27 protein-coding genes and 1 other annotated feature (1 of these 28 cut by a window edge) are annotated in these 25,274 nt (G+C 37.7%); of the genes, 22 read left to right on the top strand and 5 right to left on the bottom strand.

All coding sequences use genetic code 11. The features are described 5' to 3' along the window. Positions 1-27 (top strand) — a binding site (T-box leader); it begins 207 nt to the left of the window's first position. A gap of 51 nt (positions 28-78) precedes the next feature. The 5 genes from metG to ACPLVE_RS02090 all read left to right on the top strand — a co-directional run bounded on the left by metG (position 79) and on the right by ACPLVE_RS02090 (position 5,815). Further along, positions 79-1,992, top strand: a complete 1,914-nt coding sequence (gene metG / locus ACPLVE_RS02110) for a methionine--tRNA ligase (protein WP_424609393.1) — start codon at positions 79-81, stop codon at positions 1,990-1,992. Between the two features lie 10 nt (positions 1,993-2,002). Beyond that, positions 2,003-2,767 carry a TatD family hydrolase gene (locus tag ACPLVE_RS02105; protein ID WP_424609389.1) on the top strand — a complete coding sequence of 255 codons (765 nt, stop codon included), beginning with the start codon at positions 2,003-2,005 and terminating at the stop codon, positions 2,765-2,767. A gap of 136 nt (positions 2,768-2,903) precedes the next feature. Next, complete coding sequence (locus tag ACPLVE_RS02100) at positions 2,904-3,920, top strand: 3D domain-containing protein (RefSeq protein WP_424609387.1); 1,017 nt, start codon at positions 2,904-2,906, stop codon at positions 3,918-3,920. A 38-nt stretch (positions 3,921-3,958) separates the two neighbouring features. Further along, positions 3,959-4,765 (top strand): 16S rRNA (adenine(1518)-N(6)/adenine(1519)-N(6))-dimethyltransferase RsmA, encoded by an 807-nt coding sequence (rsmA, locus tag ACPLVE_RS02095; protein WP_424609385.1) that lies wholly within the window; start codon positions 3,959-3,961, stop codon positions 4,763-4,765. Between the two features lie 69 nt (positions 4,766-4,834). Further along, entirely contained in the window at positions 4,835-5,815 is a 981-nt protein-coding gene (locus ACPLVE_RS02090; RefSeq protein ID WP_424609383.1) for a hypothetical protein, read from the top strand. A 20-nt stretch (positions 5,816-5,835) separates the two neighbouring features. On the opposite strand, the gene ACPLVE_RS02085 is transcribed toward ACPLVE_RS02090, so the two are convergent. The 4 genes from ACPLVE_RS02085 to sigI form a co-directional block, all read right to left on the bottom strand. Next, the gene (locus ACPLVE_RS02085; protein WP_424609382.1) at positions 5,836-6,078 is read right to left on the bottom strand and encodes an HPr family phosphocarrier protein; all 243 of its coding nucleotides are present in this window, start codon (positions 6,076-6,078) and stop codon (positions 5,836-5,838) included. A 229-nt stretch (positions 6,079-6,307) separates the two neighbouring features. Further along, positions 6,308-7,534: an S-layer homology domain-containing protein gene (locus ACPLVE_RS02080; protein ID WP_424609380.1), complete on the bottom strand. Its 1,227-nt coding sequence runs from the start codon at positions 7,532-7,534 to the stop codon at positions 6,308-6,310. A 14-nt stretch (positions 7,535-7,548) separates the two neighbouring features. Next, positions 7,549-8,394 carry an anti-sigma factor domain-containing protein gene (locus tag ACPLVE_RS02075; RefSeq protein WP_424609379.1) on the bottom strand — a complete coding sequence of 282 codons (846 nt, stop codon included), beginning with the start codon at positions 8,392-8,394 and terminating at the stop codon, positions 7,549-7,551. Beyond that, the gene (sigI, locus tag ACPLVE_RS02070; RefSeq protein ID WP_424609378.1) at positions 8,391-9,047 is read right to left on the bottom strand and encodes an RNA polymerase sigma factor SigI; all 657 of its coding nucleotides are present in this window, start codon (positions 9,045-9,047) and stop codon (positions 8,391-8,393) included. Before sigI ends, ACPLVE_RS02075 begins: the two co-directional genes overlap by 4 nt. Positions 9,048-9,107: 60 nt before the next feature. Here sigI and ACPLVE_RS02065 point away from each other — a divergent pair, with 60 nt between their 5' ends. Next, on the top strand, positions 9,108-10,241 hold the full coding sequence (locus ACPLVE_RS02065; protein WP_424609376.1) for an Mrp/NBP35 family ATP-binding protein: 1,134 nt from the start codon (positions 9,108-9,110) through the stop codon (positions 10,239-10,241). Between the two features lie 264 nt (positions 10,242-10,505). On the opposite strand, the gene ACPLVE_RS02060 is transcribed toward ACPLVE_RS02065, so the two are convergent. Further along, on the bottom strand, positions 10,506-10,742 hold the full coding sequence (locus ACPLVE_RS02060) for a hypothetical protein (RefSeq protein WP_424609374.1): 237 nt from the start codon (positions 10,740-10,742) through the stop codon (positions 10,506-10,508). Between the two features lie 122 nt (positions 10,743-10,864). Here ACPLVE_RS02060 and ACPLVE_RS02055 point away from each other — a divergent pair, with 122 nt between their 5' ends. The 16 genes from ACPLVE_RS02055 (at position 10,865) to ACPLVE_RS01980 (ending at position 25,067) form a co-directional block, all read left to right on the top strand. After that, a complete protein-coding gene (locus tag ACPLVE_RS02055; protein WP_424609372.1) occupies positions 10,865-11,371 on the top strand; it encodes a hypothetical protein in 507 nt (168 codons plus the stop codon). 28 nt (positions 11,372-11,399) lie between these two features. Next, positions 11,400-12,890: an ATP-dependent metallopeptidase FtsH/Yme1/Tma family protein gene (locus tag ACPLVE_RS02050; protein ID WP_424609370.1), complete on the top strand. Its 1,491-nt coding sequence runs from the start codon at positions 11,400-11,402 to the stop codon at positions 12,888-12,890. Positions 12,891-13,076: 186 nt separating this feature from the next. Next, positions 13,077-14,963 carry an NADH-quinone oxidoreductase subunit L gene (locus tag ACPLVE_RS02045; protein WP_424609368.1) on the top strand — a complete coding sequence of 629 codons (1,887 nt, stop codon included), beginning with the start codon at positions 13,077-13,079 and terminating at the stop codon, positions 14,961-14,963. Then, positions 14,960-15,811 carry a respiratory chain complex I subunit 1 family protein gene (locus tag ACPLVE_RS02040; protein ID WP_424609367.1) on the top strand — a complete coding sequence of 284 codons (852 nt, stop codon included), beginning with the start codon at positions 14,960-14,962 and terminating at the stop codon, positions 15,809-15,811. The genes ACPLVE_RS02045 and ACPLVE_RS02040 overlap by 4 nt, the downstream gene beginning before the upstream one ends. A 5-nt stretch (positions 15,812-15,816) precedes the next feature. Continuing rightward, positions 15,817-16,284 (top strand): NADH-quinone oxidoreductase subunit B family protein, encoded by a 468-nt coding sequence (locus ACPLVE_RS02035; protein ID WP_424609365.1) that lies wholly within the window; start codon positions 15,817-15,819, stop codon positions 16,282-16,284. Beyond that, positions 16,281-16,658, top strand: coding sequence for an NADH-quinone oxidoreductase subunit C (locus ACPLVE_RS02030; protein ID WP_424609363.1), 378 nt, complete (start codon positions 16,281-16,283; stop codon positions 16,656-16,658). The genes ACPLVE_RS02035 and ACPLVE_RS02030 overlap by 4 nt, the downstream gene beginning before the upstream one ends. After that, on the top strand, positions 16,651-17,733 hold the full coding sequence (locus ACPLVE_RS02025; RefSeq protein ID WP_424609448.1) for a nickel-dependent hydrogenase large subunit: 1,083 nt from the start codon (positions 16,651-16,653) through the stop codon (positions 17,731-17,733). The genes ACPLVE_RS02030 and ACPLVE_RS02025 overlap by 8 nt, the downstream gene beginning before the upstream one ends. Before the next feature lie 9 nt (positions 17,734-17,742). Then, complete coding sequence (locus ACPLVE_RS02020) at positions 17,743-18,114, top strand: 4Fe-4S binding protein (RefSeq protein WP_424609362.1); 372 nt, start codon at positions 17,743-17,745, stop codon at positions 18,112-18,114. Position 18,115: 1 nt separating this feature from the next. After that, entirely contained in the window at positions 18,116-18,460 is a 345-nt protein-coding gene (gene hypA, locus ACPLVE_RS02015) for a hydrogenase maturation nickel metallochaperone HypA (RefSeq protein ID WP_424609360.1), read from the top strand. Between the two features lie 2 nt (positions 18,461-18,462). Then, a complete protein-coding gene (hypB, locus tag ACPLVE_RS02010) occupies positions 18,463-19,119 on the top strand; it encodes a hydrogenase nickel incorporation protein HypB (protein ID WP_424609358.1) in 657 nt (218 codons plus the stop codon). Further along, positions 19,077-21,332, top strand: a complete 2,256-nt coding sequence (gene hypF, locus ACPLVE_RS02005; RefSeq protein WP_424609356.1) for a carbamoyltransferase HypF — start codon at positions 19,077-19,079, stop codon at positions 21,330-21,332. Before hypB ends, hypF begins: the two co-directional genes overlap by 43 nt. Positions 21,333-21,335: 3 nt before the next feature. Next, positions 21,336-21,578, top strand: coding sequence for a HypC/HybG/HupF family hydrogenase formation chaperone (locus tag ACPLVE_RS02000; RefSeq protein ID WP_424609354.1), 243 nt, complete (start codon positions 21,336-21,338; stop codon positions 21,576-21,578). Next, positions 21,556-22,614, top strand: coding sequence for a hydrogenase formation protein HypD (hypD, locus tag ACPLVE_RS01995; RefSeq protein WP_424609352.1), 1,059 nt, complete (start codon positions 21,556-21,558; stop codon positions 22,612-22,614). The genes ACPLVE_RS02000 and hypD overlap by 23 nt, the downstream gene beginning before the upstream one ends. A 12-nt stretch (positions 22,615-22,626) precedes the next feature. Further along, positions 22,627-23,616, top strand: a complete 990-nt coding sequence (gene hypE / locus ACPLVE_RS01990) for a hydrogenase expression/formation protein HypE (RefSeq protein WP_424609350.1) — start codon at positions 22,627-22,629, stop codon at positions 23,614-23,616. A gap of 217 nt (positions 23,617-23,833) precedes the next feature. Continuing rightward, a complete protein-coding gene (locus ACPLVE_RS01985) occupies positions 23,834-24,184 on the top strand; it encodes a response regulator (protein ID WP_424609349.1) in 351 nt (116 codons plus the stop codon). A gap of 31 nt (positions 24,185-24,215) precedes the next feature. Next, on the top strand, positions 24,216-25,067 hold the full coding sequence (locus tag ACPLVE_RS01980; RefSeq protein WP_424609347.1) for a class II fructose-1,6-bisphosphate aldolase: 852 nt from the start codon (positions 24,216-24,218) through the stop codon (positions 25,065-25,067). Positions 25,068-25,274: the final 207 nt, after the last annotated feature.

The following is a 25,274-nucleotide window of genomic DNA, read 5'->3' as shown; positions in this document are numbered from 1 at the left end:
TGGTACCGCGAAAATCTCGCCCCTTGCCGGAGGCGAGTTTTTTATTTAATTACCATAAGATCTGAGGAGGAGGTAATGATGAAAAAGACTTTTTATATCACCACCCCCATATATTATCCGAGTGACAAACTACATATAGGTCATTCTTATACGACGGTAGCGGCCGATGCAATGGCGAGGTTTAAAAGATTGACAGGATATGATGTAATGTTCTTGACAGGTACAGACGAACATGGCCAAAAGATTCAAAGAATCGCGAAAGAAAAGGGAATGGCTCCAAAAGAGTATGTGGATGGGATAGTGGAATGGATAAAAGATTTGTGGAAGGTAATGGACATAAGTTACGACCATTTCATAAGGACCACAGACCCTTACCATGAGGAAATAGTGCAGAAGATATTTACTAAGCTTTACGAACAAGGTGATATATATAAGGGGGAATACGAGGGATGGTATTGTACCCCTTGTGAATCTTTCTGGACGGAAAGCCAGCTTGTAGATGGAAAATGTCCCGATTGTGGTAGACCAGTTGAGAGAGTAACAGAGGAAGGATATTTCTTTAGGCTTTCGGCCTATGGGGACAAGCTTTTGAAATACTATGAGGAGCATCCGGATTTTATACAGCCAGAATCTAGGCGAAATGAGATGATAAACTTCATAAAAGCGGGATTAGAGGACTTATTTGTATCAAGGAGTACATTTGACTGGGGGATAAAAGTGCCTTTTGATCCTAAGCACGTGATATACGTATGGATAGATGCCCTTTCTAACTATATCACTGCTTTAGGGTACATGACGGATAACGATGAGAAATTTAGAAAGTACTGGCCTGCCGATGTGCACCTTGTTGGGAAGGAGATTGTGAGATTTCACACTATAATATGGCCTGCTATGCTTATGGCTTTGGGTCTGCCCCTTCCTAAAAAAGTGTTTGGGCATGGATGGCTAATTCTAGAAGGAGGAAAGATGTCAAAGTCCAAAGGGAATGTGGTAGACCCCAAGGAGCTGGTGGCAAGGTATGGAGTTGATGCGGTCAGGTATTTCCTCTTAAGGGAAGTTCCTTTTGGAGCTGATGGTGTGTTTTCAAACGAGGCCTTAATAAACAGGATAAATTCTGATTTAGCCAATGACTTAGGGAATCTTTTGAGTCGAACTGTTACGATGATTGAAAAATATTTTGATGGCATACTCCCTGGTCCATCTGTAAAAGAGCAAATAGACGAGGAACTCATAGGTTTAGCTCAAGGCCTGCCTAAAAAAGTAGAAGAATATATGGACAAATTGCAGTTTTCTAATGCGTTAGTGGAGATATGGAAACTGGTATCAAGGGCTAATAAGTATATTGATGAGACCATGCCTTGGGTACTGGCAAAGGATGAATCCAAAAAGGGCAGACTTGCCACTGTTTTATATAACCTTGCAGAATCCTTAAGATTTATAGGTGTGTTGATATCTCCTTTTATGCCTAACACTCCTAAGAAGATGTTTGAGCAATTAGGGGTTCCAGAGGATTTGACGAAATGGGAAAGCCTGAAATTTGGGTTATTAAAAGAAGGGATAAAAGTTAAAAGAGGAGAGATTCTTTTCCCAAGAATAGATGTTGAAAAAGAGTTAGCTTCCCTTGGAAATAAGCCAGAAGAAAAAGCGAAAGAGGGTGAAGAAAAGATGGATTACATTACGATAGAAGATTTTTCAAAAATTCAATTAAGAGTTGCCGAGGTCCTGGAAGCAGAAAAAGTAGAGGGTTCAGACAAGCTTATAAAAATGAAGCTTAAAGTCGGAGATGAAATAAGGCAAATTGTAGGAGGTATAGGGAAACACTACAGTCCAGAAGAGCTTATAGGTAAAAAGATAATAATCGTATATAACTTACAGCCGAAAAAGCTTATGGGACTTGAATCTCAAGGAATGCTTTTAGCTGCTACTAACGAAGGTAAAATGGCTCTTTTAACAGTGGACAAGGACATAGAAAGTGGATCTAAAATTAGCTGAGGTGATTAAATTGCTTATAGATTCTCACGCTCATCTTGAAGATGAAAAGTATGAGAGTGACAGGGAGAAAGTAATTGAGGAGTGTAAGAGGGACCTCACATTTTTGATAAATGTGGGGTCCAATATATTGACTTCTAAAAAATCCATTGAGCTCGCTCAAAACTACGACTTTATATATGCGACTGTAGGAATTCACCCTCACGATGCAAAAAAAGAGATAGATAAAATAGATGAAATAGAAAAATTAGTCTTAGAGAAGAAAGTGGTGGCGATAGGAGAAATTGGATTGGATTATTATTATGACGATCCTCCAAGAGATTTTCAAATTCAAGCTTTTGTAAAACAGATACAACTTGCCAAAAAGCTTAAACTTCCGATTGTAATTCATGATAGAGATGCACACCAAGATATCCTTGCTATCCTTAAAAAAGAGTGGACCAAGGATTTAAAGGGGGTATTTCACAGTTATTCTGGAGATGCTCAGATGATTAAAGAAATTATAGAAATGAATTTTTATATTTCTCTTTCAGGGACTGTCACTTTCAAGAATGCCAAAAAAGTGAGAGAAGTGGCAAAGGAGGCTCCTCTTGAATGGCTTTTGATTGAAACAGATAGCCCCTATTTAACCCCAGAGCCTTATAGAGGAAAAAGAAACAAGCCCTGCTATGTTAAGTTTGTTGCACAAAAAATTGCTGAAATCAAAGAAATAAGCTATGAAGAAGTATGTGAGAGGACCTCACAAAATGCCATAAGGCTTTTTAATTTACCCTCCTGACGTATCAAAAATGAGAAAATTGCGTATAATAATTACATAACTGAAAAATCATGTATAAAAATTTGACAAATCGATTTAATTGAATTAAAATTACTTACGACTCCCCTAAACCAAATTTTTAACAGGAGGGTATGGGATGGAGACAGATGACCTTAGAAGGCGACTTAAGCCGGTTGCCCTTGTAACACTGGTAGCAGTCGCTTTTGGGGCCTTTGGCATTTTGGCCTATGGGAATTTGAGGAAGCAAATAACCCTTCAGGATGAGAATAGAAAAACAGTTGTAACTACATTTGCGTCTACGGTTGGAGATTTGCTTAAGGAAAAAGGGATTGAACTTAGACAAGAAGATGTAGTTATGCCTTCGCTTGATACACCGCTTAAAAATGGAATGACAGTTACAATCAAAAGAGCAGTACCTGTTACGTTAAATATTGGTGGCAAACTTGAAAATGTATATTCAGCAGCTTCCACGATAAAAGACTTGCTTTTTGAAAAAGGGATAATACTGGGGCCACAAGATAAAATCAATATGGATTTGGATACTCCGGTGTTCGCTTACATGTATATCGACATAACGAAAGTTACAGAAAAGGTCATAACTGAAGAAATAGACATACCTTATGATACAAAGACAGAAAAAGACTATACTATGGAAAGGGGCCAGACCAGAATAGCACAGCAAGGGGAAATGGGGAAAAAGCTAAGATTCATTAAGGTAACATATGAAAATGGGAAAGAAGTGGCGAGAAACGTAATAGAGGAAAAAGTGATAAAAAACCCCGTTCCCCAAATTGTGCGCGTCGGGACCATAGGGGTTTTTACTACTTCTAGAGGAGAAGTAATAAGATACAGGGAAGTCAAGACAATGCTAGCAACAGCTTATGATAGCAGTGAAGAGAGTACGGGTAAAAGACCTGGAGACCCCGATTATGGCATTACGGCGAGTGGGATGGTGGCTAAAAGGGGAGTAGTCGCTGTGGACCCCAGGGTCATACCATTGGGAACAAGATTATACGTGGAAGGATATGGTTTTTGCATTGCAGCTGATACTGGAGGGGCTATAAAGGGCAATCGAATTGACGTGTATTTCCCTACTCGAGAAGAAGTTAGGAATTGGGGTAGGAGATACGTCAAAGTCTACATTCTTCAATAAGGCAGGGATTCCCCTGCCTAATTTTTTGAGGTGGAGATATGAAGGCAAAGAAGAAATGGGGACAAAATTTCATATTTGACAGAAATCTGCTTTCTAAAATTGTAAAAGCTTCAGGGGTAGGAGAGCAGGATTTTGTTTTAGAAGTGGGTACCGGCCACGGAGGCTTAACGGAAGAGCTTGCAAGAAAGGTTAAAAAAGTAGTATCTTTCGAGATAGATAAGGAATTATTTGAATTGACAAAAGAAAAATTGAAAATGTATGAAAACCTGGTCATAATAAATGAGGATATACTTGAAGTAGACCTTTATAAGGTTTCCGAAGAGCATTTTGAAGGGAAGCCTTTTAAAGTAGTGGCTAACCTCCCTTATTACATAACTTCCCCTATAATAATGAAAATGATTGAATGCAAATTAGTAAAAGAGATGACTATACTCGTTCAGAAAGAAGTAGCAGAGAGAATATGCGCTAAGCCCGGTACGAAGGATTATGGGATGCTTACTATTTTTGTAAATTTCAAAGCCAAACCAGAGATACTGTTTAATCTTTCGCCGAAGGTCTTTGTTCCTCCTCCAAAAGTAGAGTCTACTCTTTTGAAATTAAAAATATATGACAAGCCATTGGTAGATGTAAAGGATGAAAAACTCTTTTCTAATGTGGTTAGAGCCGCTTTTGGACAGAGGAGAAAATTTTTATCTAATTCTTTAAAAGTCCTTGGATTTCCAAAAGAGATTTTAGATAAGGCTTTTCTAGTAGCAAAAATTTCTCCTCAAGTAAGAGGAGAAATCCTCTCAATAGAGCAGTTTGCAGATTTAGCAAATGCTCTTTACTTTCTTACGAAAAAGTAATAATATTTTCCCTCATTTCATAATATGTAGTGCCAGAGGTATTTTAGTGAAAATGAGGGGGATTTGAAAATGCCAGTGAACATATATAAAAGGTCTTATGTGGTATTGAATCCGGAAGATAAGGGCTGTTCTTTTGGGGGAAAGGAAGTATCGGGGTATGTAAAGTTAGAATTTAAAGGTAATAGAGGGAGAATAACTGCTGCTCTCCAAAACTTGAATCCCGCTTTTTCTTACAACCTAAAGCTATTGAAATTAAATGGAGATACAGTTTTAGTAGATTTCGGGGCACTAAAAGTAGATGACAAGGGGAGAGGTGGAGGGGAGTGGTCCTTTGAAGTGGAAGATGTAAAAGGTAGTGGAATTAAATGGGAGGAGTTTGCTGTTATTCTGGTGGAGGCATATGATGGAGAAAAATTTTTAGTGCCCCTTGCTTCACAAATCAACAGGAAAAACTCCAGCTGGAAGAGTGCCTATAGGAAACATTTGATCAAAAAGGGGATTGAAGAAAATGAAACCCATGAAGAGGGAACAATTGAGGGTAAAGAAGTTAAGGTTTTCCCAGATTCGGAAATTGATTACAAAGAAATTGGAGAAGATAAAGAAGTTGAAGTTAGTAAAGAAGTATTAGAAGTAAAAAAAGATGAAGGGGAAACTATATCGGAAGAGGTCGATTATATAAAATACTTAAAAGAATATGTAAACAACATAGTAAATTTCTTAGAAGAAATACAACCCTTTGAAAGGAATCTGGAAGGTTACAGGTGGTGGAAGGTAAAGACTGGTTACAAAGAGGGAAGCTTTGATCACTATCTTGTTGGTTTTGTAAAAGATGAAAAAGGGGATTTAAAGTACATAGTTTACGGGATGCCAGGCTTTTTTACCCTTTCTGATCAACCTTTTGCTGGTATGACAGGTTTTGTAGTATGGAAACCGGTTAAAGAAGGCTTTAGAGGTCCGAAAGATGAAGGCTATTGGCTTATGCACATAGATGCAAAAACGGGCCAAATTGCAGTGCCTATAGAGCCAACTCCACCGCCTATAATACATTAAAAAGGGGTTATCCCCCTTTTTTAGTTTTGTACTGAAAATTCCTTTAAATCCTCTTCTAATTTTTTTAGTTCTTCTTGGTTGTCAGTGTGAGCTACGACTGTGAGTGTATGTTCTAAATTTAAGCTAAAAAGCCCCATTATGGATTTGGCATCAATTACATATCTTCCAGAAACTACGTCAATTTCAAATGGATATTTTGAAGTTTTTTCTACAAACCGCTTTACACTTTCGATAGTAGTAAGTTTTACTTTTATTTCTTTCATATGTAATTCCTCCCCTTTCAATCTAGTAACCATAGTACATCAATTAAACGATTTAATCAATCGGCTATTTCCACAAAATTTTTATCAAAAATTTAGCCTTTTTCTAAGAGCTTAATGCATGTTGACAAAAAACGAAGTGGCATTTTGTGCGTAAATGTGGCTTACAAGCTTTAACACAAAATGCCACTTAAATTAAGAAAAAATTTTGTCAACAAACTACAGCCCTTTTCTAAGGAGCTATGGAATATTTTATGGAAGTATCTATTTTGTCGATTTTTCCTTCGTATTTAAACATCTTTACGTCATAAGGGTAGGTAATTACCTGAGTAACAATAGCATTTTCAGGGGGATTTTGATATTTTATCTCTACCTTAAGGACAGTTTTACCGGCGTCTTTTATTATCTCTGCCTTGTCTATAAAGATGCTGTAGCCGCCAGTTCGCATCATACCGCGTGTTGCAATTAAATAATAGATGCCATTATCTTCTACTAGTTTCACGCTTTGGGTCTCTTTTATGGTTTCAATAATGTTTAAAATGCTTTGCGGAATAGGTGAAGGCTTCTCTAATTGAATGGCAATCACTTCCTCACCATTTTTGTCTAATATCTCTATGAATATTATATTGTTTTTTTCATCTAATATCAATCTCACTCTATAGCCCTCTTTTAAAGAGTTAATTGTCAGATATTCATTTCCATCAAATACAGGAGCATTTTTAATCACAGTATAGGTTTTAAGTGTAGTTCCTACCTTTACTGTAATTGAATTCTGGTCTACTTGATATACCGTGCCTATAACTTCTTTGCCAGAATAAGCATCTTTTCCTATTTTTTCGTCCAGCCTTTCTAGTATTACAGCCATTTCTATTCTTTTTACAGGGTCATTTGGCTTCAAATTTTTGCCATCGCCTACGATTAGGCCTTCCTTGACAGCAATGTACATGTATCCTTTTGCACTCTTTGGAACAGCTTTCCAATCTTTATAAGGAAGGTCCTTATCCATATTAAGCATTGCTTCCTTTTCAAATCCCAGAGCCCTTATCAGATATTTTGCTATTTCATATCTTTTTGCATCTTTATTCGGGTTAAAAGTTTTTAAGTCCTCTGTAGTCAATAACCCTTTTTCATAGGCTAATCCTATAAAATCTTTTCCCCACGATGGTATGTTGCCTTTATATTCTTTGGGAAGTGTTGCTGTTTTTCCTTCATATCCCAAAGTGCGCAGAATAAGGGCAAGGGCTTCCAAATGGGTGACCGGCTTTGAGGGAGCAAATTTCTTATCCCCTACTCCTTTTATTACGCCTTTGGCGTGCATTTTTTCAACTGCTTTTATTGCCCATTGATACTCCTTTATGTCATCAAAGGAGAAAGAAGGCTGAACTTTTGCAAAGCCAAATACGGGGAAGATAAGAGATACTACCATGGTGAACACAAGGATTTTTAAGTATTTTGACATGGTTTTTCACCTCTTTAATCATTATTTTTCTTATCCTTTTTCGCTTTATTTTCATTTTGATGTTCATTGTCTTCATCTTCCGATTTGTTCTTTTGTTTGTCTTTAATTTTTTCTTGAGTTTTTTTCTCATTTTTCTCTTGAAGTTCTTTATCAGGGATAGTTACTTTTGCAGGTTTTTCTATCTTTATCTTCTGTTTTTCTTCATTTTTTTTCTGTTTGTCTTCAGGTGCTGTGTTGGTTATTTTGACGGGAAGGTCAGAATTTTTTATTTGCTTTTTATCTTTATTTTCTTTTAACTGTTCTTTTGTTTCTTTTTCATTGATTTCAAACTTTAAAGCTTTTTGAGATTTTTGAATGTTCTGTACAGCCTCTTTTACCTTTTTTTCTACCTCGTTTACATTTTTTGTATCTTTTATAGGTATTGTGGTGATGACTATTTTATCATTTTCTTGCAAAAACCCCATTTTTTCTGACTCTTCTATGGTTTTTTGTATAAAAGTCGAAATATCTAATCCTTTATAGGATATTTTATTCAAAATTTTTTTGGATTCGTCATCCATTGGTGTAATAGAAATAATTTTTCCATTTTTGTCGATAGCTGCTTTTATATTGGGATTTTTCATGTAGACATATGCGTATACTTCTGAAGCTTTAAAGGTTAGCAAGGATGCAATAAGAGCTATTATTATAGAGGCGGCTAATAAAAGTTTTACCATGGAGGGAGAAACGATTGAGGTAGAAACTATTTCTACTGTTTCACCTACTTCTGCTTTTTGGAATTTTTTAGAGGTTATGAACTGTCCCTCTTCTGTCAAAAGATATGCTTTGTTCCGTTCTTTTTTTATTACTATGGCTTTCACGTTTTCGCCACCTCGCTTTCAAAGTTTATGTATTCTTTGAGGATAGGCAGGTCTTCGGAAAGTATTATGACAAGAGCTATTATATATTTTCTATACTTTTCAATGGATTTACGACTTATTTTCAAGAGGTCTATTAATTCTTTTACGGGTAAGGTTTTCGTCTTTTTGAGATATGTCAGAAGATGTTCATTTTCACATATTGTGCGAGCAATTTTTAAAGCGAGTTTTCTAGTTTCCTTATGTTTTGGAGAATGCTTTACCAGGTCTTTTATTTCAATGTCATAAAGTCTTAACAATGTTTCAAAAGATATAATCTCAAGTTTTCTGTTTTCAAATTCAAGGTCTATTTCTTTTTCTTGGTATGCATCGAGAGGATAGTAAGTATTTTGATTTTGACGCAAATAATCAATTACTCGTCTTTTTATGATTAAGCTGGAAAAATTTAAAAAGGAACCTTTTGAGATGTCATAGCTGTCTATTGCTTCATTAAAAGCTAGTAGACCAATACTCAATTCATCGCTATTTTCTTCTTCAATATATTTATTTGTGAAGTAGGCGACCTGCTTTATTACAAAAGGGGTATATTCTTCTATCAGCTTTTCTCTTTCAGAGGGGTCTTTTTTAGCTATGTACACTCTTTCATTTATGTCCAAATCAACCACCCCACTATATTATTCGAATGGAAGAAAATTTTTGGGGGTATTCTATTAGTAATGATTATATATTATAATATAATTGTCAACAAAAAAGTACCAATAGGGGGTATAAAATTGATTACAAGAGAACAAGTATTGTCCGCGCTAAAAAAAGTGTATGACCCGGAACTTAGAAGAAATGTGGTAGATTTGGGAATGGTTAAAAATATTGAAATAGAAGGGGATAAGGTTACTGTTGATATAAATTTGACTGTAAAAGGCTGTCCTCTTCGTGACCAGATAAAAAACAATGCTATCAAAGAGATATCAAAAATAGAAGGAGTTTCAGAAGTGGTAGTAAATATTGGAGCCATGACGGAGGAGGAAAGGCAGGATTTAGCAAGAAGGCTCAAAGAAGAAAAGAAAAACCTTTTTGAGAATACTAGAGTCATAGTGGTAGGTAGTGGAAAGGGAGGTGTGGGGAAATCAACCGTTGCAGTAAATTTGGCTGTTGGACTTTCAAGGCTGGGTTTTGAGGTGGGGCTTTTGGATGCTGATATTTTGGGTTCCAGCGTACCAAGGCTTTTGGGCATCGTAGGAGAGAAACCATATGCTTTGGACGAGCATACGGTTTTGCCTATTGAAAGATTTGGATTAAAAATCATATCTATGGGGAATTTTGTTGATGAAGATACGCCTCTAATATGGAGGGGGCCCCTTTTGACTGGCGTAATAGATCAATTTTTCACCGACGTTGTATGGGGAGACTTAGATTATCTAGTTTTAGACCTGCCGCCGGGGACGGGAGACATACCTCTCACCGTTATGCAAAAATTACCAGAGGCTAAATTTATTCTTGTCACTACTCCCCAAGCTTCTGCCTCCCATGTTGCAGGGAGAATAGGACATATGGCCAAAAAGGTCAATGTAGAGGTCGTAGGTATTGTAGAAAATATGTCTTATTTTGAGTGCCCTAAATGTGGAGAAAGGTACCACATTTTTGGAGAGGGAGAGACAGAAAAGCTGGCAGAGTCTTTGCAGACAGAGATACTGGCGAGGATTCCGATAGTGGTAAAAATAAGGGAGTTAAGCGATGAGGGTATTCCGCCTGCTCTTGATGATACTGAAGAAGGAGCAATATATATTGAGCTAGCAGAAAAAATTGTAGAGAAGGTAAGGCCCTTAAGGCATGAAAAAGAGTTCTTAAAGTGATGGGTTTTTAGTTTGTTGATGAAATGAAAAAGTGGCATTTTGTGTGTAAATGCGATTCATAAGCATTAGCACAAAATGCCACTTAAATTAATATAGGTTTTTATAAATAGGCGACTTATAAAGAATTTATTAAGATTTTTGTATATTTCTGTAAAGCTCATCTTCAGGTATACTATCTGTCAATTTTTCTAAATGAGAGGATAAATCTTTTACGACTTCTTCGTAAGGCATGCTTTTTTTAAGTCTTATAAATTTTAAGCCCTTTTACCTTGCTTTTTCATAGGAGATGCTGCAAAAAGCTTCCGGTATAGTTATTACTACATCCACGTTTTTTTCAAATAGAAAATCTACTATTGTACTTCGCCTGTTTTCTTCCAAATGGTATCCCGGGTTGTCGTATTTTTCCGTTTGATTTTTTTCTGTGTCAAAAATGACTATATGGGGTCCATCTGGCAGCTTTTCAATATATCCTTTTTCTGTAATTGTAGCAGCTATCCTCATGATAAAATTACCTCCCTTTTCATTGTAGCACTTTTTACAAAAAAAACAAAATGATAAAGGCAATTTTTAAATATTGTCTTGGTATATCTTCTATGATATAATACAAATATATCTTCAGAGGAGTGAGACGGTTGTTGAGAGGGATAAAATGGCATGTTGTAATATTGACCTTTGCAGTGGTTTTTGGAGGATTGTTTATAGGTTTTCAAACGTATCAACATAAGCTGATTCCTGAAAAGATTGCAAAGGATTTAAAGTCAATAAAATTTGTTAAAGATGTAACAATTACTGCCGGCGATAAGGCTTACGATGTCAAAATTAGATTGGATAGGGTCGAAAATTTGATGCAAACCTACAAAGAAATACAGGAGGCAGTACAAAAGTACCCTGTTAAGATAAATTTTTTTATTCTTGACAATCCTAATGAAAAGCTTAATAATGTTTACTATGACCTTCAATTTGCAGTATATGAAGCTCTTCAAAAGGGAGATTACCTTAAGTTACAAAATTTTGTTAATGATCTCTCGATTAGAACGGGGATAGTTTCTCGTGTCTATATAGATCAATATGGTATTTACATTGATTTGAGAGATGGTATTCATTATCTTTATAAGGTAATACCAAGGTAACTTTTTTATGACTGAAGGGGGAAATGCTATGGTAAAAGAGATTTTGCTGGGGATAGCTATTGCTTTTACGATTTTCGCTGCTCTTTTAGGTATCAATGTGGCGCCGGTTGTATTTTTGATAGGTGCCTTCTTGCTTTTGAGCTACATCATGGAAAATAAAGGGTTTTATAAAACTGGTAAAAGCATTATAAACCCAAGTTCCGAAGTTTCATTTGAGGATATCGGAGGCCAGAATACAGCCATTTCTGAACTGAAGGAGGCTTTGGATTTTGTTGTAAACAGAGAAAAAATCGCTCAAATGGGGATACGCCCTATAAAGGGGATATTGCTCGTTGGACCTCCAGGCACAGGGAAAACATTGCTTGCTAAAGCTGCTGCGAAGTACACTAATTCCAGTTTTATAGCCACTTCCGGAAGCGAATTTATAGAGATGTATGCAGGAGTTGGAGCCCAAAGGGTGAGACATCTTTTCGAAAGGGCGAGGAATTTAGCCAAAAAAGAAGGGAAAAACAGCGCCATAATTTTTATTGACGAAATCGACATTTTGGGGACAAAAAGAGGTGCTCATGAGAGTCACCATGAGTATGACCAGACTTTAAACCAGCTTTTAGTTGAGATGGATGGAATAAAGGAAGAGGAAGAGGTCAATATACTTGTCATAGGAGCCACTAATAGACCAGACCTTCTGGACCCTGCGCTTTTAAGGCCCGGGCGTTTTGACAGACAGGTGTTGGTGGATCTGCCTGATAAAAACGGTAGGCTTCAAATTTTGAAAATCCATACGAAAAATAAACCATTAGGAGAAGATGTCAATTTGGAGGAGATCGCAGAAAGTACTTTTGGATTTTCAGGGGCCCATTTAGAAAATTTATGTAATGAAGCTGCTATACTTGCTTTGAGAGAAGGATCTTCCTTTATATCTCAGAGGCATTTTAAAGAAGCGATAGATAAAGTAATATTGGGTGAAAGGATTGATAGAAAGCCTTCTGAAGAAGAAATTTACAGGATTGCGGTGCATGAAGCGGGGCATGCTATAGTAGGCGAGAAAATAAATCCCGGTTCCGTCGCCGTGGTGACCATTGTTCCAAGAGGTAGGGCCCTTGGTTTTGTCAGGCAAAAAGAAAAGGATGATCTGCTTATATATACAAAGGAAGAGCTTGAAAAGAATATAATGGTGGCATTAGGTGGTACGGTGGCTGAGGTATTGCTTTTGGGAGGAAGAAGTACAGGATCTGCTAATGATTTCGAACAGGCGGTGGATATTGCAAAAAAAATCGTGTTTACAGGGCTTTCTAACCTAGGAGTTGTGAGTAAGGAGGATATATCGAAAGAAAAAGTAAGCGATGAAATCAATAGGATTGTCAAAGATTTAGAGGAAGAGGTGACAAAAATTTTGAAAGAAAATATTGAAAAACTTAAAGAAGTAGCCGAAATTTTAAAGAGAGAAGAGACAATTTCGGGAGATAAATTGAGGGAAATTTTAAGTAGAAAAGGAGTTTTAGAAGAGGTTTCAGCATGAGGTGAGCTATTTCTTCACAAATAGCCTCATTTTTACAAGAGTTTGTTAAAATAATAACAATTATTTTGTGATAAAAATTCTTTTTATTATTGACTTCATGGTTTTAAAACTTTATAATCATTGTAGAAGGTTTATCAATTAATTAGAAGCTTGTATACAATGTGTAAGAATAGGTGAGGTGTTTGTATGCATTCGAGTCTGCTTTTATTGAGCATTTTGTTTCCTATTGTGGCTGGAATAGTGGTACTCTTTTTGAGACAATCTATTCTCAGAAAAGGTTTTATTGCTGTAGTCTTAACTGTAATCGTTTTATCCTCCCTTATGATGTTGGGAATGCTGAAAGTTCCAGACATGTTTACCGTGCCGAGATATTATGAAATGCTGGACGTGGCTATTAAGATAGCGGATTTTGTTCTTTTGCTTTATGTGATCTACATTTCCTTCAAAATCAAGGAATGGAAAGCCACGTTTTTTGCGGTATTACAGCTTGTACCCCTCATTTATTTTGAGTTTTTTATGTTAAAAGAACACGAGATGGAGATGTTTTTTGTTGACGAGTTAGCCATCATAATGAACTTGATTATTTCAATTGTGGGTTCATTGATTGCGCTTTATGCTTTTAGTTATATGGACCACCATGAGGAACACCTTCACGTATCTCCTACTAGACAGCCTAGATTTTTTGCGATAATACTGGTATTTTTAGGAGCAATGAACGGACTTGTATTTTCAAATAACCTGATGTGGATGTACTTCTTCTGGGAAGTTACCACACTTTCTTCCTTCTTGCTCATAGGGCATGACCAAACTGAAGAAGCCATCAGAAATGCGGCAAGAGCTTTGTGGATAAATATGATGGGTGGATTTGCACTGCTTTTAGGGATAATGTTGATATACGCAGACTACGGTACCATATCCCTGGCAGAGGTTTTAAAAATCAAGGAGGCAACTTATATACTTCTCCCCATGTTTTTCATAGCTTTTGCGGCATTTACAAAGTCAGCACAGATGCCTTTCCAAAGTTGGCTTTTAGGGGCGATGGTGGCACCTACGCCTGTGTCTGCTCTTTTGCATTCTAGTACGATGGTTAAGGCGGGTATATATGTTTTACTCAGATTTTCACCACTTTTCAAAGGGACATTGCTCAGCGATTTTATAGCTTTATACGGAGCTTTTACCTTTTTAGCCACAGCATTTTTGGCGGTGAGTCAGAGCAATGCAAAAAGGATTTTGGCATATTCTACAATTTCTAATTTGGGGCTTATGATTGCTAGCATAGGAATAAATACTTCCAGTGCTATTGCTGCGGCGATACTTTTGCTCATATTCCACGCTATATCCAAAGCACTCCTTTTCTTGAGCGTTGGAACTATTGAGCAACATATCGGAAGCAGAGACATAGAAGATATGAAAGGTTTGATAAATAAAATGCCAGTTACTACTTCTATAACTTTTGTGGGTATACTGACTCTTATGGCGGCCCCCTTTGGAATGCTTGTGTCAAAGTGGCTCATTTTAGAAGTAGCCGCAGGCAGTATAGCCATCTCGATTATATTAGCTATAGGAAGTGCTCTTACGGTGCTTTACTATACTCGGTGGATAGGTAATATCCTTTCAGGTACCTACTTTACAAAGAAAGAACAGGAAAAAATGGAAGCGCCAGTGGGAATATCACTTTATGGTCTGGCAGGTTTAGCAGTGTTTTTGAGCCTTATGATTGGAAGCCTTTATAACATGCTGGTGATGCCCCAGATCGTGAATATGAAGATGGATGTGGCGCTTAAGGCTGCAAAGGGGACTTTGTATACTTCCTTTGGCGGTTTCATGGTCTACCCGATTTTCTTGACAATAATTTTGGGTGTAATCCTTGGATTGATGTCTTTAAGCAAGTCCTATAGAGAGGTTGTAAAAGTGACACCTTACAATGCAGGACTCAACTATTTAGAAGAGAAGAGCTATGATGTTAAAAATTACTATTTGACCAGTTTTGCTACTGAAAAAGATCTGACAAAATACTTCAACTACGTGTCTGTTGTTTTGATTGCGGTTATTCTGGGAGGTGCTGTTTTATGATTAAAGACGTGATTATATTCATCATAGCTTTAATTTTGACTCCCATAGTAGGCGGTTTTTTAAGCGGTATCGACAGAAAACTCACTGCCTTTATACAGGGAAGATATGGGCCTCCCATATGGCAGCCTTTTTACGATATAATTAAACTGTTGTACAAACAGAAAATACTCGTAAATAATTTCCAGGTTTTCTCTGCATACATGTATCTTTTAACGGCAATGTTATCAGTAGGACTTTTTGTGATAAAGGCAGATCTCTTGATGATTTTGTTTGTGATGTCGGCAGGTTTAGTGTTTTATATAGCAGGAGCTCTTTCTACAAAATCGCCTTACAGTCAAGTAGGAGCTCAAAGGGAGCTTATGCAGATGTTAGCGTATGAGCCTATGCTTATACTTTTTGTCATAGTATTGTATAATGCGACAGGAAGTTTTAACATAGGCAAGATAATGGAGCATGGCAGACTCCTTTTGGATGTACCTTTTATGTTTATACTTTTAGCTCTTGTTTTGACAATAAAGCTTAAAAAATCTCCTTTTGACCTTTCGACATCAGAACATGCTCATCAAGAGCTGGTAAGAGGTATTCTAACGGATTATTCGGGACCTTATCTTGCGCTAATACACATTGCCGATTGGTACGAGATGGTCCTTATACTCATGATGATAGCTATATTATGGTCTGAAAACTTGCTTATAGGTGCTTTAATAGCTTTACTAACCTACTTCTTAGACATAGTACTCGATAATATTACTGCTAGAATGACGGTAAAGTGGATGCTAGCTTTCAGCTGGAGCATAACGATACTCTTTACTATTGCAAATATAGCTTATATCTATTTTAGGAGATGATTGGTATGGGTTTAAAGGAATTTATAGAGAAATCTTTCAAAAAATCTCCATGGGTTTTACACTACAATGCCAGCAGCTGCAACGGCTGTGACATTGAAATTCTGGCCTGCATGACTCCACTCTACGATATGGAGAGATTCGGGATGGTTAATGTGGGCAATCCTAAACATGCAGATATTTTAGTTGTTACTGGTTCTGTAAACACAAGGAATAAAGATGTGCTAAAAAACATATATGAGCAAATGCCAGAGCCTAAAGTGGTAGTAGCAGTTGGGGTTTGTGCGGCGACAGGAGGAGTTTTTAGAGACACTTACAATGTTTTAGGAGGGGTTGACAAAGTAATCCCGGTCGACGTTTATGTGCCTGGCTGTCCGGCTAAGCCAGAAGCCATAATAGATGGTCTTTATAAGGCTACGGAAATTTTAAAAGAAAAATACAAAAAAATGGGTAAGGCTGAAGAGGTGTTAAAATGATTAGGACAAGGGAAGTAAAGTTAGAAGATGTTGAAAAAGAGGCAAAATATTATTATGACAATGGTTATAGGTTTGTTACGGAGACATGTCTTGAGGAAGATGGGAAGTTCAGGATAATTTACACTTTTGAGAAAGACAGTGAACTTGACAGTTTTCATACCTATGTTTCTCCTGAAGAAGAGGTGCCAAGTATTTCAAAAGTGTACTTTGCCGCAATACCAGTTGAAAATGAGATACATGAGATGTTTGGCTTGAGGTTTAAGAATTTGGCTTTAGATTTTCAGGGGCTTTTGTTTTTGGGAGAATTTGCTCCAATATCTCCTCAAGCTAGTATAGAAATTATGAGAAGGGACAAAGGTGATAAGAATGAGTGAGAAGAGCACAATACCTTTTGGGCCACAGCATCCTGTTTTGCCGGAGCCTATACATCTTAGATTGATAGTGGAAGATGAAAAAGTAGTAGAAGCGTATCCTGCTTTTGGATATGTCCACAGAGGGCTTGAACTTCTTGTAAAGAAAAGAGATTTCAATCAAATGGTGTATGTGGTTGACCACATATGCGGTATTTGCAGTGCCATACATGGAGAGACTTACTGTCAAGCTGTTGAAAAGTTGATTGGCATCGATGTTCCTGAAAGGGCCAAGTTTTTGAGGGTTATTTGGGCTGAAATCCACAGAATTCACAGCCACCTTTTATGGTTTGGGCTTTTAGCGGACGCCTTTGGCTTCGAGAATTTATTCATGCTTTCCTGGAGAATAAGGGAAAAAGTAATGGACATATTGGAGGCTACGGCTGGCAATAGAGTTGTGATTTCTGTCAATATTGTAGGCGGTGTGAGAAGAGACATTGACAGTGAGCAGGCCAAATGGGTGCTTGCCCAGCTTAAAGAGGTAGAGGAAGGGCTAAAAGAGATTGAAAAGATAGTAAGAGATAACTACACTTTGAAAAAGAGGACTGTTGGGATAGGCGTTCTTTCAAAAGAAGAAGCTTATATGTTAGGCGCAGTAGGCCCTACCCTTAGGGGAAGTGGTGTTGCAATAGATACTAGAACCTTGGGGTATGCTGCTTATAAGTATCTGGACTTTGAGCCAGTTGTTGAAAAGGATGGCGATACCTATGCAAGGACTCTTGTCAGGTTAAGAGAGATGTTCCAGTCTATTGACCTTGTGAGGCAGGCTATAAGCAAGATGCCGGAAGGGGAAATAAGCGTTAAAGTAAAGCCAAATTTACCGGCGGGAGAGGTTATAGAAAGGGCTGAACAGCCTAGGGGAGAAGTGTTTTACTATATTAAATCAAATGGAGGCAAGTATCTGGATAGATTGAGAATAAGGACCCCCACTTTCGCGAATTTGGCTCCGCTTTTGCACATGCTACCAGGCTGTACTTTGGCAGATGTGCCTGTTTTAGTTTTGACTATCGACCCATGTATCAGCTGTACAGAAAGGTAGGGAAGAAGAATGCTTTCCATGTTAAAAAATGTGGTGTATAATCTGACCCATAAGCCTGCTACAAGAAAGTACCCCTTTGAGAAAAGGGAACCTTTTGAAGGGACAAGAGGACATATAGAAAACGACATAGAAAAGTGCATTCTTTGTGGTATATGCCAGAGAGTGTGTCCTTCTAATTGCATAGAAGTAGACAGGAAGAACGGTACATGGAAGTTTGAGCCCTTCGCTTGCATAGTTTGTGGGGCTTGTGTGGATGCTTGCCCCACTAAGTCGTTAGTCATGCTAAAGGAATACAGGCCTATTGCTCACGAAAAATATGTAATAGTTCAGAAAAAAGAGATGAAAACTTCATCTGAAAAAGAGGAGAAGGAAGGAATATAAAGTGCATGAGCTGTCTGTGACTCAGGGTTTGGTTGACATGCTTGTAGAAGAAGCAGAAAAAAGAAATGTAAAAAGGGTCACAAAAGTCACAGTCGTAATAGGAGAACTGACTGGCATAGAAAGTGAAAGTGTCAAGTTTTATTTTGATATACTTACAGAGAACACTGTTGCAGAAGGTGCTGAGTTGGATTTTAAGATAGTAAGGGCTCAGTTCAAGTGTACCGAGTGCGGTAACATTTTTGAAAGGTCTAATTTCACCTTTAAGTGTCCGGTATGTGGAGGACAGGGAGTACTGGTAGATAAAAGGGGGAAAGAATTTTACATTGAAAGTATAGAGGTGGAGTAGCTATGGAGGAAATAGTAATAATAAGAGATGTTTTGGAGACAAATAAAAATATAGCTTCTGAAAATAAGGCTATTAAGGACGAGAGAAATATTTTAATGGTAAATTTAATAGGTTCACCAGGTGCGGGTAAGACCAGCTTTATAATAAAAGCAATAGAGCATATAAAAGTTCCTTGTGCAGTAATCGAAGGGGATGTTACATCAGACATCGATGCAAGAAAAATGGCTGAAAGGAATATTCCCGTTGTACAGATAAATACGGGAGGAGCTTGCCACTTAAACGCGGCATCAGTTAATAAAGCTCTTCAAGCTTTAAACTTTGACAATGGCATAGTTTTTATCGAAAATGTTGGGAATTTAATATGCCCTTCTGCTTTTGAATTAGGGGAAGATTTTAAACTTGCCATGGCCAATGTTCCAGAAGGGGATGATAAGCCGTACAAATATCCAGCTCTTTTCAGCAAAGCAAAGGCTGTGGTGCTTAATAAGATTGATATGCTTCCCTACTTTGAATTCGATAGAAAATTTTTCTATGATGGTGTGAGAGCATTAAATCAAGATGCTCCTATCTTTGAGGTATCAGCGAGGACAGGGGAAGGATTTGGTGAATTTGCAAAATGGTTAGAAGAAGAGTATCACAAATTCAGGCAAGGGAAATAAATATATTTGGTATTGTACAGGGCGTAGGTTTTCGCCCTTTTGTCTTTAATATTGCCCAAAAATACAATTTAAGAGGGATAGTTTATAACAATTCCTCCGGTCTTTACATTGAAGTAGAAGGGAAAGAAGAGGATATAGAAGCTTTTATAAAAGAGATAAAGGAAAATCCGCCTTCTCTTGCTGTTATTGACGAGATAAAGGTTAAGAGAAAAAATGTGAAGGGATATAAAACCTTTAAGATTCTGGAAAGCAAAGAAGACGAAGGTTTTGTTCCTATCTCTCCTGACATGGGAGTATGTGAGGACTGCTTAAAAGAACTAAAAGACCCGAAAGATAGAAGGTATAGGTATCCTTTTATAAACTGTACCAATTGTGGACCGAGGTTTTCTATAGTTGAAGATATTCCTTATGATAGGTCGAGAACTTCCATGAAAGTTTTTCCTATGTGTGAGAAGTGCAGTAGGGAATATCATGACCCTCATGACCGGAGGTTTCATGCCCAACCTGTTGCGTGTTTTGAGTGCGGTCCTACGCTTTCTTTTGTTGGGGAAAAATGCTTCGATGATGAGATAAAATGCGTTGCAAAAGCTTTAAGAGAGGGCAAAATTGTTGCGATCAAGGGAATTGGCGGCTTTCATCTGGCAGTTAATGCACTGGATGACAAGGCTGTTGCTACTTTAAGAGAGCGAAAGAAAAGGTATGGTAAGCCCTTTGCTCTCATGATGAGGGATATCGAGGAAGTCAAGAAATACTGTATAGTTTCTTCAGCAGAAGAGAAACTCCTTTTGAGCCAGAGAAGACCTATTGTGCTTTTAAAGAAAAAAGGTGAAAATCTTGCGAAAGGTATAGCAGATGGCGTAGATACTTTAGGTGTTATGCTTCCGTATGCTCCTATTCACTACCTCTTAATGGAGGAGATCGATTTTCCTATAGTGATGACCAGTGGAAACGTAAGTGAAGAACCTATATGTAAGGATAACGAAGAAGCTTTAGAAAAGCTAAAAGGGATTGCCGATGTGTTTCTTTTGAACAATAGAGACATAGTGAACAGAATAGACGATTCTGTTACTTCGTTTAATGCGGGTGCAGAAAGAATAATAAGAAGGGCTAGAGGGTATGCTCCCCAACCCATTCTTCTAAAGAAAGAAACAAAAACCAGTATTCTAGCTGCTGGGGGTTTCTATAAAAACACTTTTTGCATGACAAAGGGACATTATGCTTTTATAAGCCATCACATTGGAGATCTGGACAATGAGAAGGCTTTTAATTATTATCTTGAGCAGATAGAAAGATATAAAAAGCTTTTTAGAATAGAACCTGAAGTTGTAGCTCATGATATGCACAAAGGATATTTGTCAACACAATACGCCCAATCCCTCGGGCTTTATAGGGTTGAAGTTCAGCACCACCATGCTCATATTGCAAGTTGCATGGCAGAGTACGGGTTAGATGAAAAAGTAATTGGCGTAGCCTATGATGGTACAGGCTACGGTACCGATGGAAATATATGGGGAGCAGAAATTTTAGTATGTGATTTAAAGGATTTTGAGAGGTTTGCCCACTTAAAGTACAAGCCGCTTCCTGGGAATGAACTGGCAATAAAGAAGATATACAGGGCAGCTTTAGGATTTATTTTCGACAACATGAATTTTTACAAGGATTTTGTCGAAAAAGTTGACCCCAGAGAGTTTGACATAATTTTGAAGCAGATAGATAAAAAAATAAATACTGCCTATGTGTCCAGCATGGGTAGATTTTTTGATGCAGTGGCGGCACTTATTGGCTTAAGGGAAGAAGTTTTGTTTGAAGGGCAAGCTGCGATGGAGCTTGAAAGCTTGATTATCCAAAATGAAGAGTATTACTATTATGAAATTTTAAAAGAGGATGGGTATGTAATAGATCCCGAACTTGTTTTGAGGCAGATTTACGAGGACTATGCTAAAGATTTGGATAAAAGGCTTATATCCACAAAATTTCACAACACCGTTGTGAAATTTACTCATGACTTGGTCAATCTTGCAAAAAGAGAAACGGGAATAAATAAAGTAGTATTGAGCGGTGGAAGCTTTCAAAACAGATACCTTCTTGGGAAACTTATGGAAAAACTTTCGCTATCTGGCTTTGAAGTGTATTCCAACAGCAAAATTCCCTGTAATGATGGAGGGCTTTCACTGGGACAAGCTATTATTGCTAATAAAATACTGGAGGGATAGAGAGTGTGTATTGCAGTTCCGTCAAAAGTTTTAAAAATTGAAGGCAAAATTGCAGAAACAGAGCTGGGAGGAGTTATAAGAAGAGTTTCTATTGAAATGGTTCCCGAAGTTAAAGTGGGAGATTATGTTATGGTACATGCAGGTGTTGCTATAAGCATAGTGGACAAGGAAGAGGCAGAGGCGCAAAGAGAGTTATGGAATGAGCTTATGGAGGTTTTAAACGATGCAGCAGAAGGAAATGGTTGAAAAGGCAAAAAAAATTATTGAAAAGTTAAATCCTAAAGTTCCTTTTAACATAATGGAAGTATGTGGTTCTCATACAATGGCCATATCAAAATTTGGATTAAGGCAGATTTTGCCGGAGAATATAAGGCTTATATCCGGTCCTGGATGTCCTGTATGTGTTACGGCGCAGAATGAAATAGATGCTGTGATAGACCTTTCAAATAAAGGGGTAGTAATAGCCACTTTTGGTGATTTGATAAGAGTTCCCGGCAACAAATCTTCTTTACAGAAAGAACGAGCTAAGGGAAAAGAGGTAAGGGTATTTTATTCTCCCTTAGATGCCTTGAGGTATGCAGAGAATAATCCAGAAAAAGAGGTTGTTTTTATAGGAATAGGTTTTGAAACGACGGTTCCTACCGTTGCTTTAACGATAAAAGAAGCAAAAGAGAGAAATATCAAAAACTATAGCGTATATTCTCTTCACAAGACGATGCCAGAGGCTTTGAAAGCGCTCATGTTAGGGGGCTCTAATATTCACGGTTTTATCTTACCAGGGCATGTCAGTGCGATTACAGGAAGCTTGATATATGAGTTTTTGCCCAGGGAATTTGGAGTAGGAGGGGTAGTGTCTGGGTTTGAAGCAGAAGATATCTTGATGAGCATAATAATGCTCCTTAAAAATTACAAAAATCCGGTGATAGAAATTCAGTATAAAAGGGTTGTAAAAAAAGAAGGAAATGTAGAGGCACAAAAGCTCATCGACGAGATCTTTGAGCCTTGTGATAGTACGTGGAGAGGGCTGGGAGAGATAAAAGGATCGGGTCTTAGGATAAGAGATAAGTACAGGGATTTTGATGCGGCTTTGAAGTTTGATATAAAACCTATAGGAGATGAAATCGAAATAAAAGGATGTAGGTGTGGAGATGTGCTAAAAGGTCATATATACCCAAATGAATGTCCTCTTTTTGGTAGAGTCTGTACTCCAGATAATCCTGTAGGCCCGTGCATGGTTTCCTCAGAGGGGTCTTGTGCAGCTTTTTACAAGTATGGTGCTTAAGAGGTGAATGGGATGGATAAAATACTTTTGCCCCACGGTGGCGGGGGAACGATGATGGAAAAACTAATAGAAGAGGTGTTCCTTGAAGCCTTTGATAATGAGTATATAAGAGCGATGGAAGATGCGGCTCTTGTTTTTGGTAATCTTACATTTACGACTGACAGCTTCACAGTAAAGCCCCTTTTTTTCCCTGGGGGGGACATAGGGAGACTTGCGATATGTGGAACTGTAAATGACGCTTCTATGAGAGGAGCAAAACCTCTCTTTTTAACTGCTGCTTTCATAATAGAAGAAGGGTTTCCTTTAGATGATTTAAAAAAAATTGTAAAGTCTATGGGAGAGACAGCTAAAGAAGCCGGGGTCAATATTGTGGCAGGAGATACGAAGGTAGTTGAAAAGGGAAGCATAGATGGAGTGTTTATAAATACTTCAGGAGTAGGAATGCTTTATGAAGGAGCAGATGTATCTATAAAAAATGCCCGTCCGGGAGATATAGTTTTAATTTCAGGAACTATAGGTGACCACGGCATGGCAATAATGAACGCTAGAGAAGGTCTTCAGTTTGATAGTTCTATTTTATCCGATGTTGCTCCTTTAAATGGCCTTGTTGAAAAGCTTATGACATTGGGGAAGGCTGTAAAAGTCCTAAGAGACCCAACCAGGGGCGGGGTTGCGGAGGTTTTATATGAAATTTCCAAGATGAGCAAAGTAGGTATAAAAATATATGAGGAAAAGCTTCCTGTAAAAGAAAGCGTGAGGTCTGCTTGTGAGTTCATGGGTATTGATTTTTTACATCTGGCTAATGAAGGTAAACTGGTGGCTATCGTAGAAAGAGATTATGCTGAAGAAGCTTTGGAAATCATGAGGTCTCATGAGTATGGGAGGGAAGCTGAAATAATAGGAGAAGTTACTGATACAAATCTTGTGACAATCGAGACTGTATACGGAACTTCTCGCATTGTAGATAGACCTATTGGAGAATTACTTCCAAGAATATGTTAAAATTGAATTGCAAGTCATTTTGTGATAAAATGAAAAGAAAAACTCGAGTTAAATTTATAGTATAAGTTTTTGCAATATTTTATAGAAATTTGTTGATTTTTATGGTATTATAAAAATGTGATAAGAAATTTTCAAATTGAAAGAGGAATATTAATTTTTGTGTAGAATATTATTAATCGTGTGCGTGCTTTTAAAAAGGATTTTAAAGGTGACAAATATGAGTAAGATTTTAGTATTAGATGATAATAGGGGAGTTTGCAACTTAATAGAAGAGATTTTTAGGATGGAGGGGCACGAAGTAAGGAGTTACACGGATGTCTCTCATTTTATGCAGGAGATCGAGAATTTTGCGCCTGATGTAGGAATATTTGATCTAACTATGTCAAAAGACATGATAAAAATTATAAACAAGATAAAAAAATTTTACCCTAATATGAAAGTGATAATTATGTCCGCTGACGAACCAGAGCAACCTTTAATCAACTTATCTTTTATTTCCAAACCCTTTGATATACTTGAGTTAAAAAAATTAGTATATGAAAGTTTAAAACAAGAGATGGCGGTATAAATACTTTTATAAGCTAAAGGAGTTGTGGGAAATGCTGGTTACAGGGATTGAAATACTCGAAAGAGCTCACAAGGAAGGATATGCAGTTGGGGCTTTTAATACCAGTAATTTGGAGATTACCCAAGCTATTGTGGAAGCTGCAGAGGAAACTAGATCTCCTGTAATAATCCAAGTGAGCGAATCAGGGCTTAAATATGCCGGAATAGAGACAATCTCAGCCATTGTAAGGACGTTGGCTGAAAAAGCTTCGATACCTATCGCTCTTCACCTGGACCATGGTACAGATTTTGCTACCATAATGAAATGTTTGAGAAACGGCTGGACTTCTGTTATGATTGATGCTTCTAAATTTCCTCTAGAAGAAAATATAAAAAGGACAAAAGCAATTGTCGAGATTGCTCACAGTATGGGGGTTTCGGTAGAAGCTGAGATAGGGAAAATTGGCGGTACAGAAGACCACATAACTGTGGATGAAAAAGAGGCGTTGATGACTGATCCAGAAGAGGCGTTGCAGTTTGTCAGAGAAACAGGGGTTGATTATTTAGCGATAGCTATTGGTACAGCCCATGGACCTTACAAAGGTGAGCCAAAACTGGATTTTGACAGGCTTAAAAGGATAAAAGAGCTTTTGAACATACCTTTGGTTTTACACGGAGCTTCAGGGGTTCCGGAAGAAGCCATAAAAAGAGCGGTAAGTCTAGGAATTAACAAGATAAATATAGATACGGATATAAGGCAGGCCTTTGCAGGAAGGTTAAGAAGTCTTCTTGAAGAGGATAAGGAGGTTTATGACCCGAGAAAAATCCTGGGGCCTTGCAAAGATGCTATGAAGGAAGTTATAAAGAAGAAGATGATTTTATTTGGATCTTCTGGGAGAGCGTAAGCGGGATTTAATTCCCGCTTTCAGATTGTTGACAAAATAAAGAAGTGGCATTTTGTGTGTAAATGCGACTTGTTGCCAAAGCGGTAACTAAACTTGGCGAACTTGAGGAGCGAAGGCGGGGCGAGCAAAGCGAGCGGCCATCTGAGCCAGAAGGGCGAATTGGCCGGCACCCCGCCGGAGCCCGAAAAGTGAGCCTTAGTTTAGTCG

The organism is Caldanaerobacter sp. (genome assembly GCF_049701115.1).
Lineage (GTDB): Bacteria > Bacillota > Thermoanaerobacteria > Thermoanaerobacterales > Thermoanaerobacteraceae > Thermoanaerobacter.
Note: the sequence above shows the minus strand (reverse complement) of the source record. Positions and strands in the feature narration are given on the sequence as shown.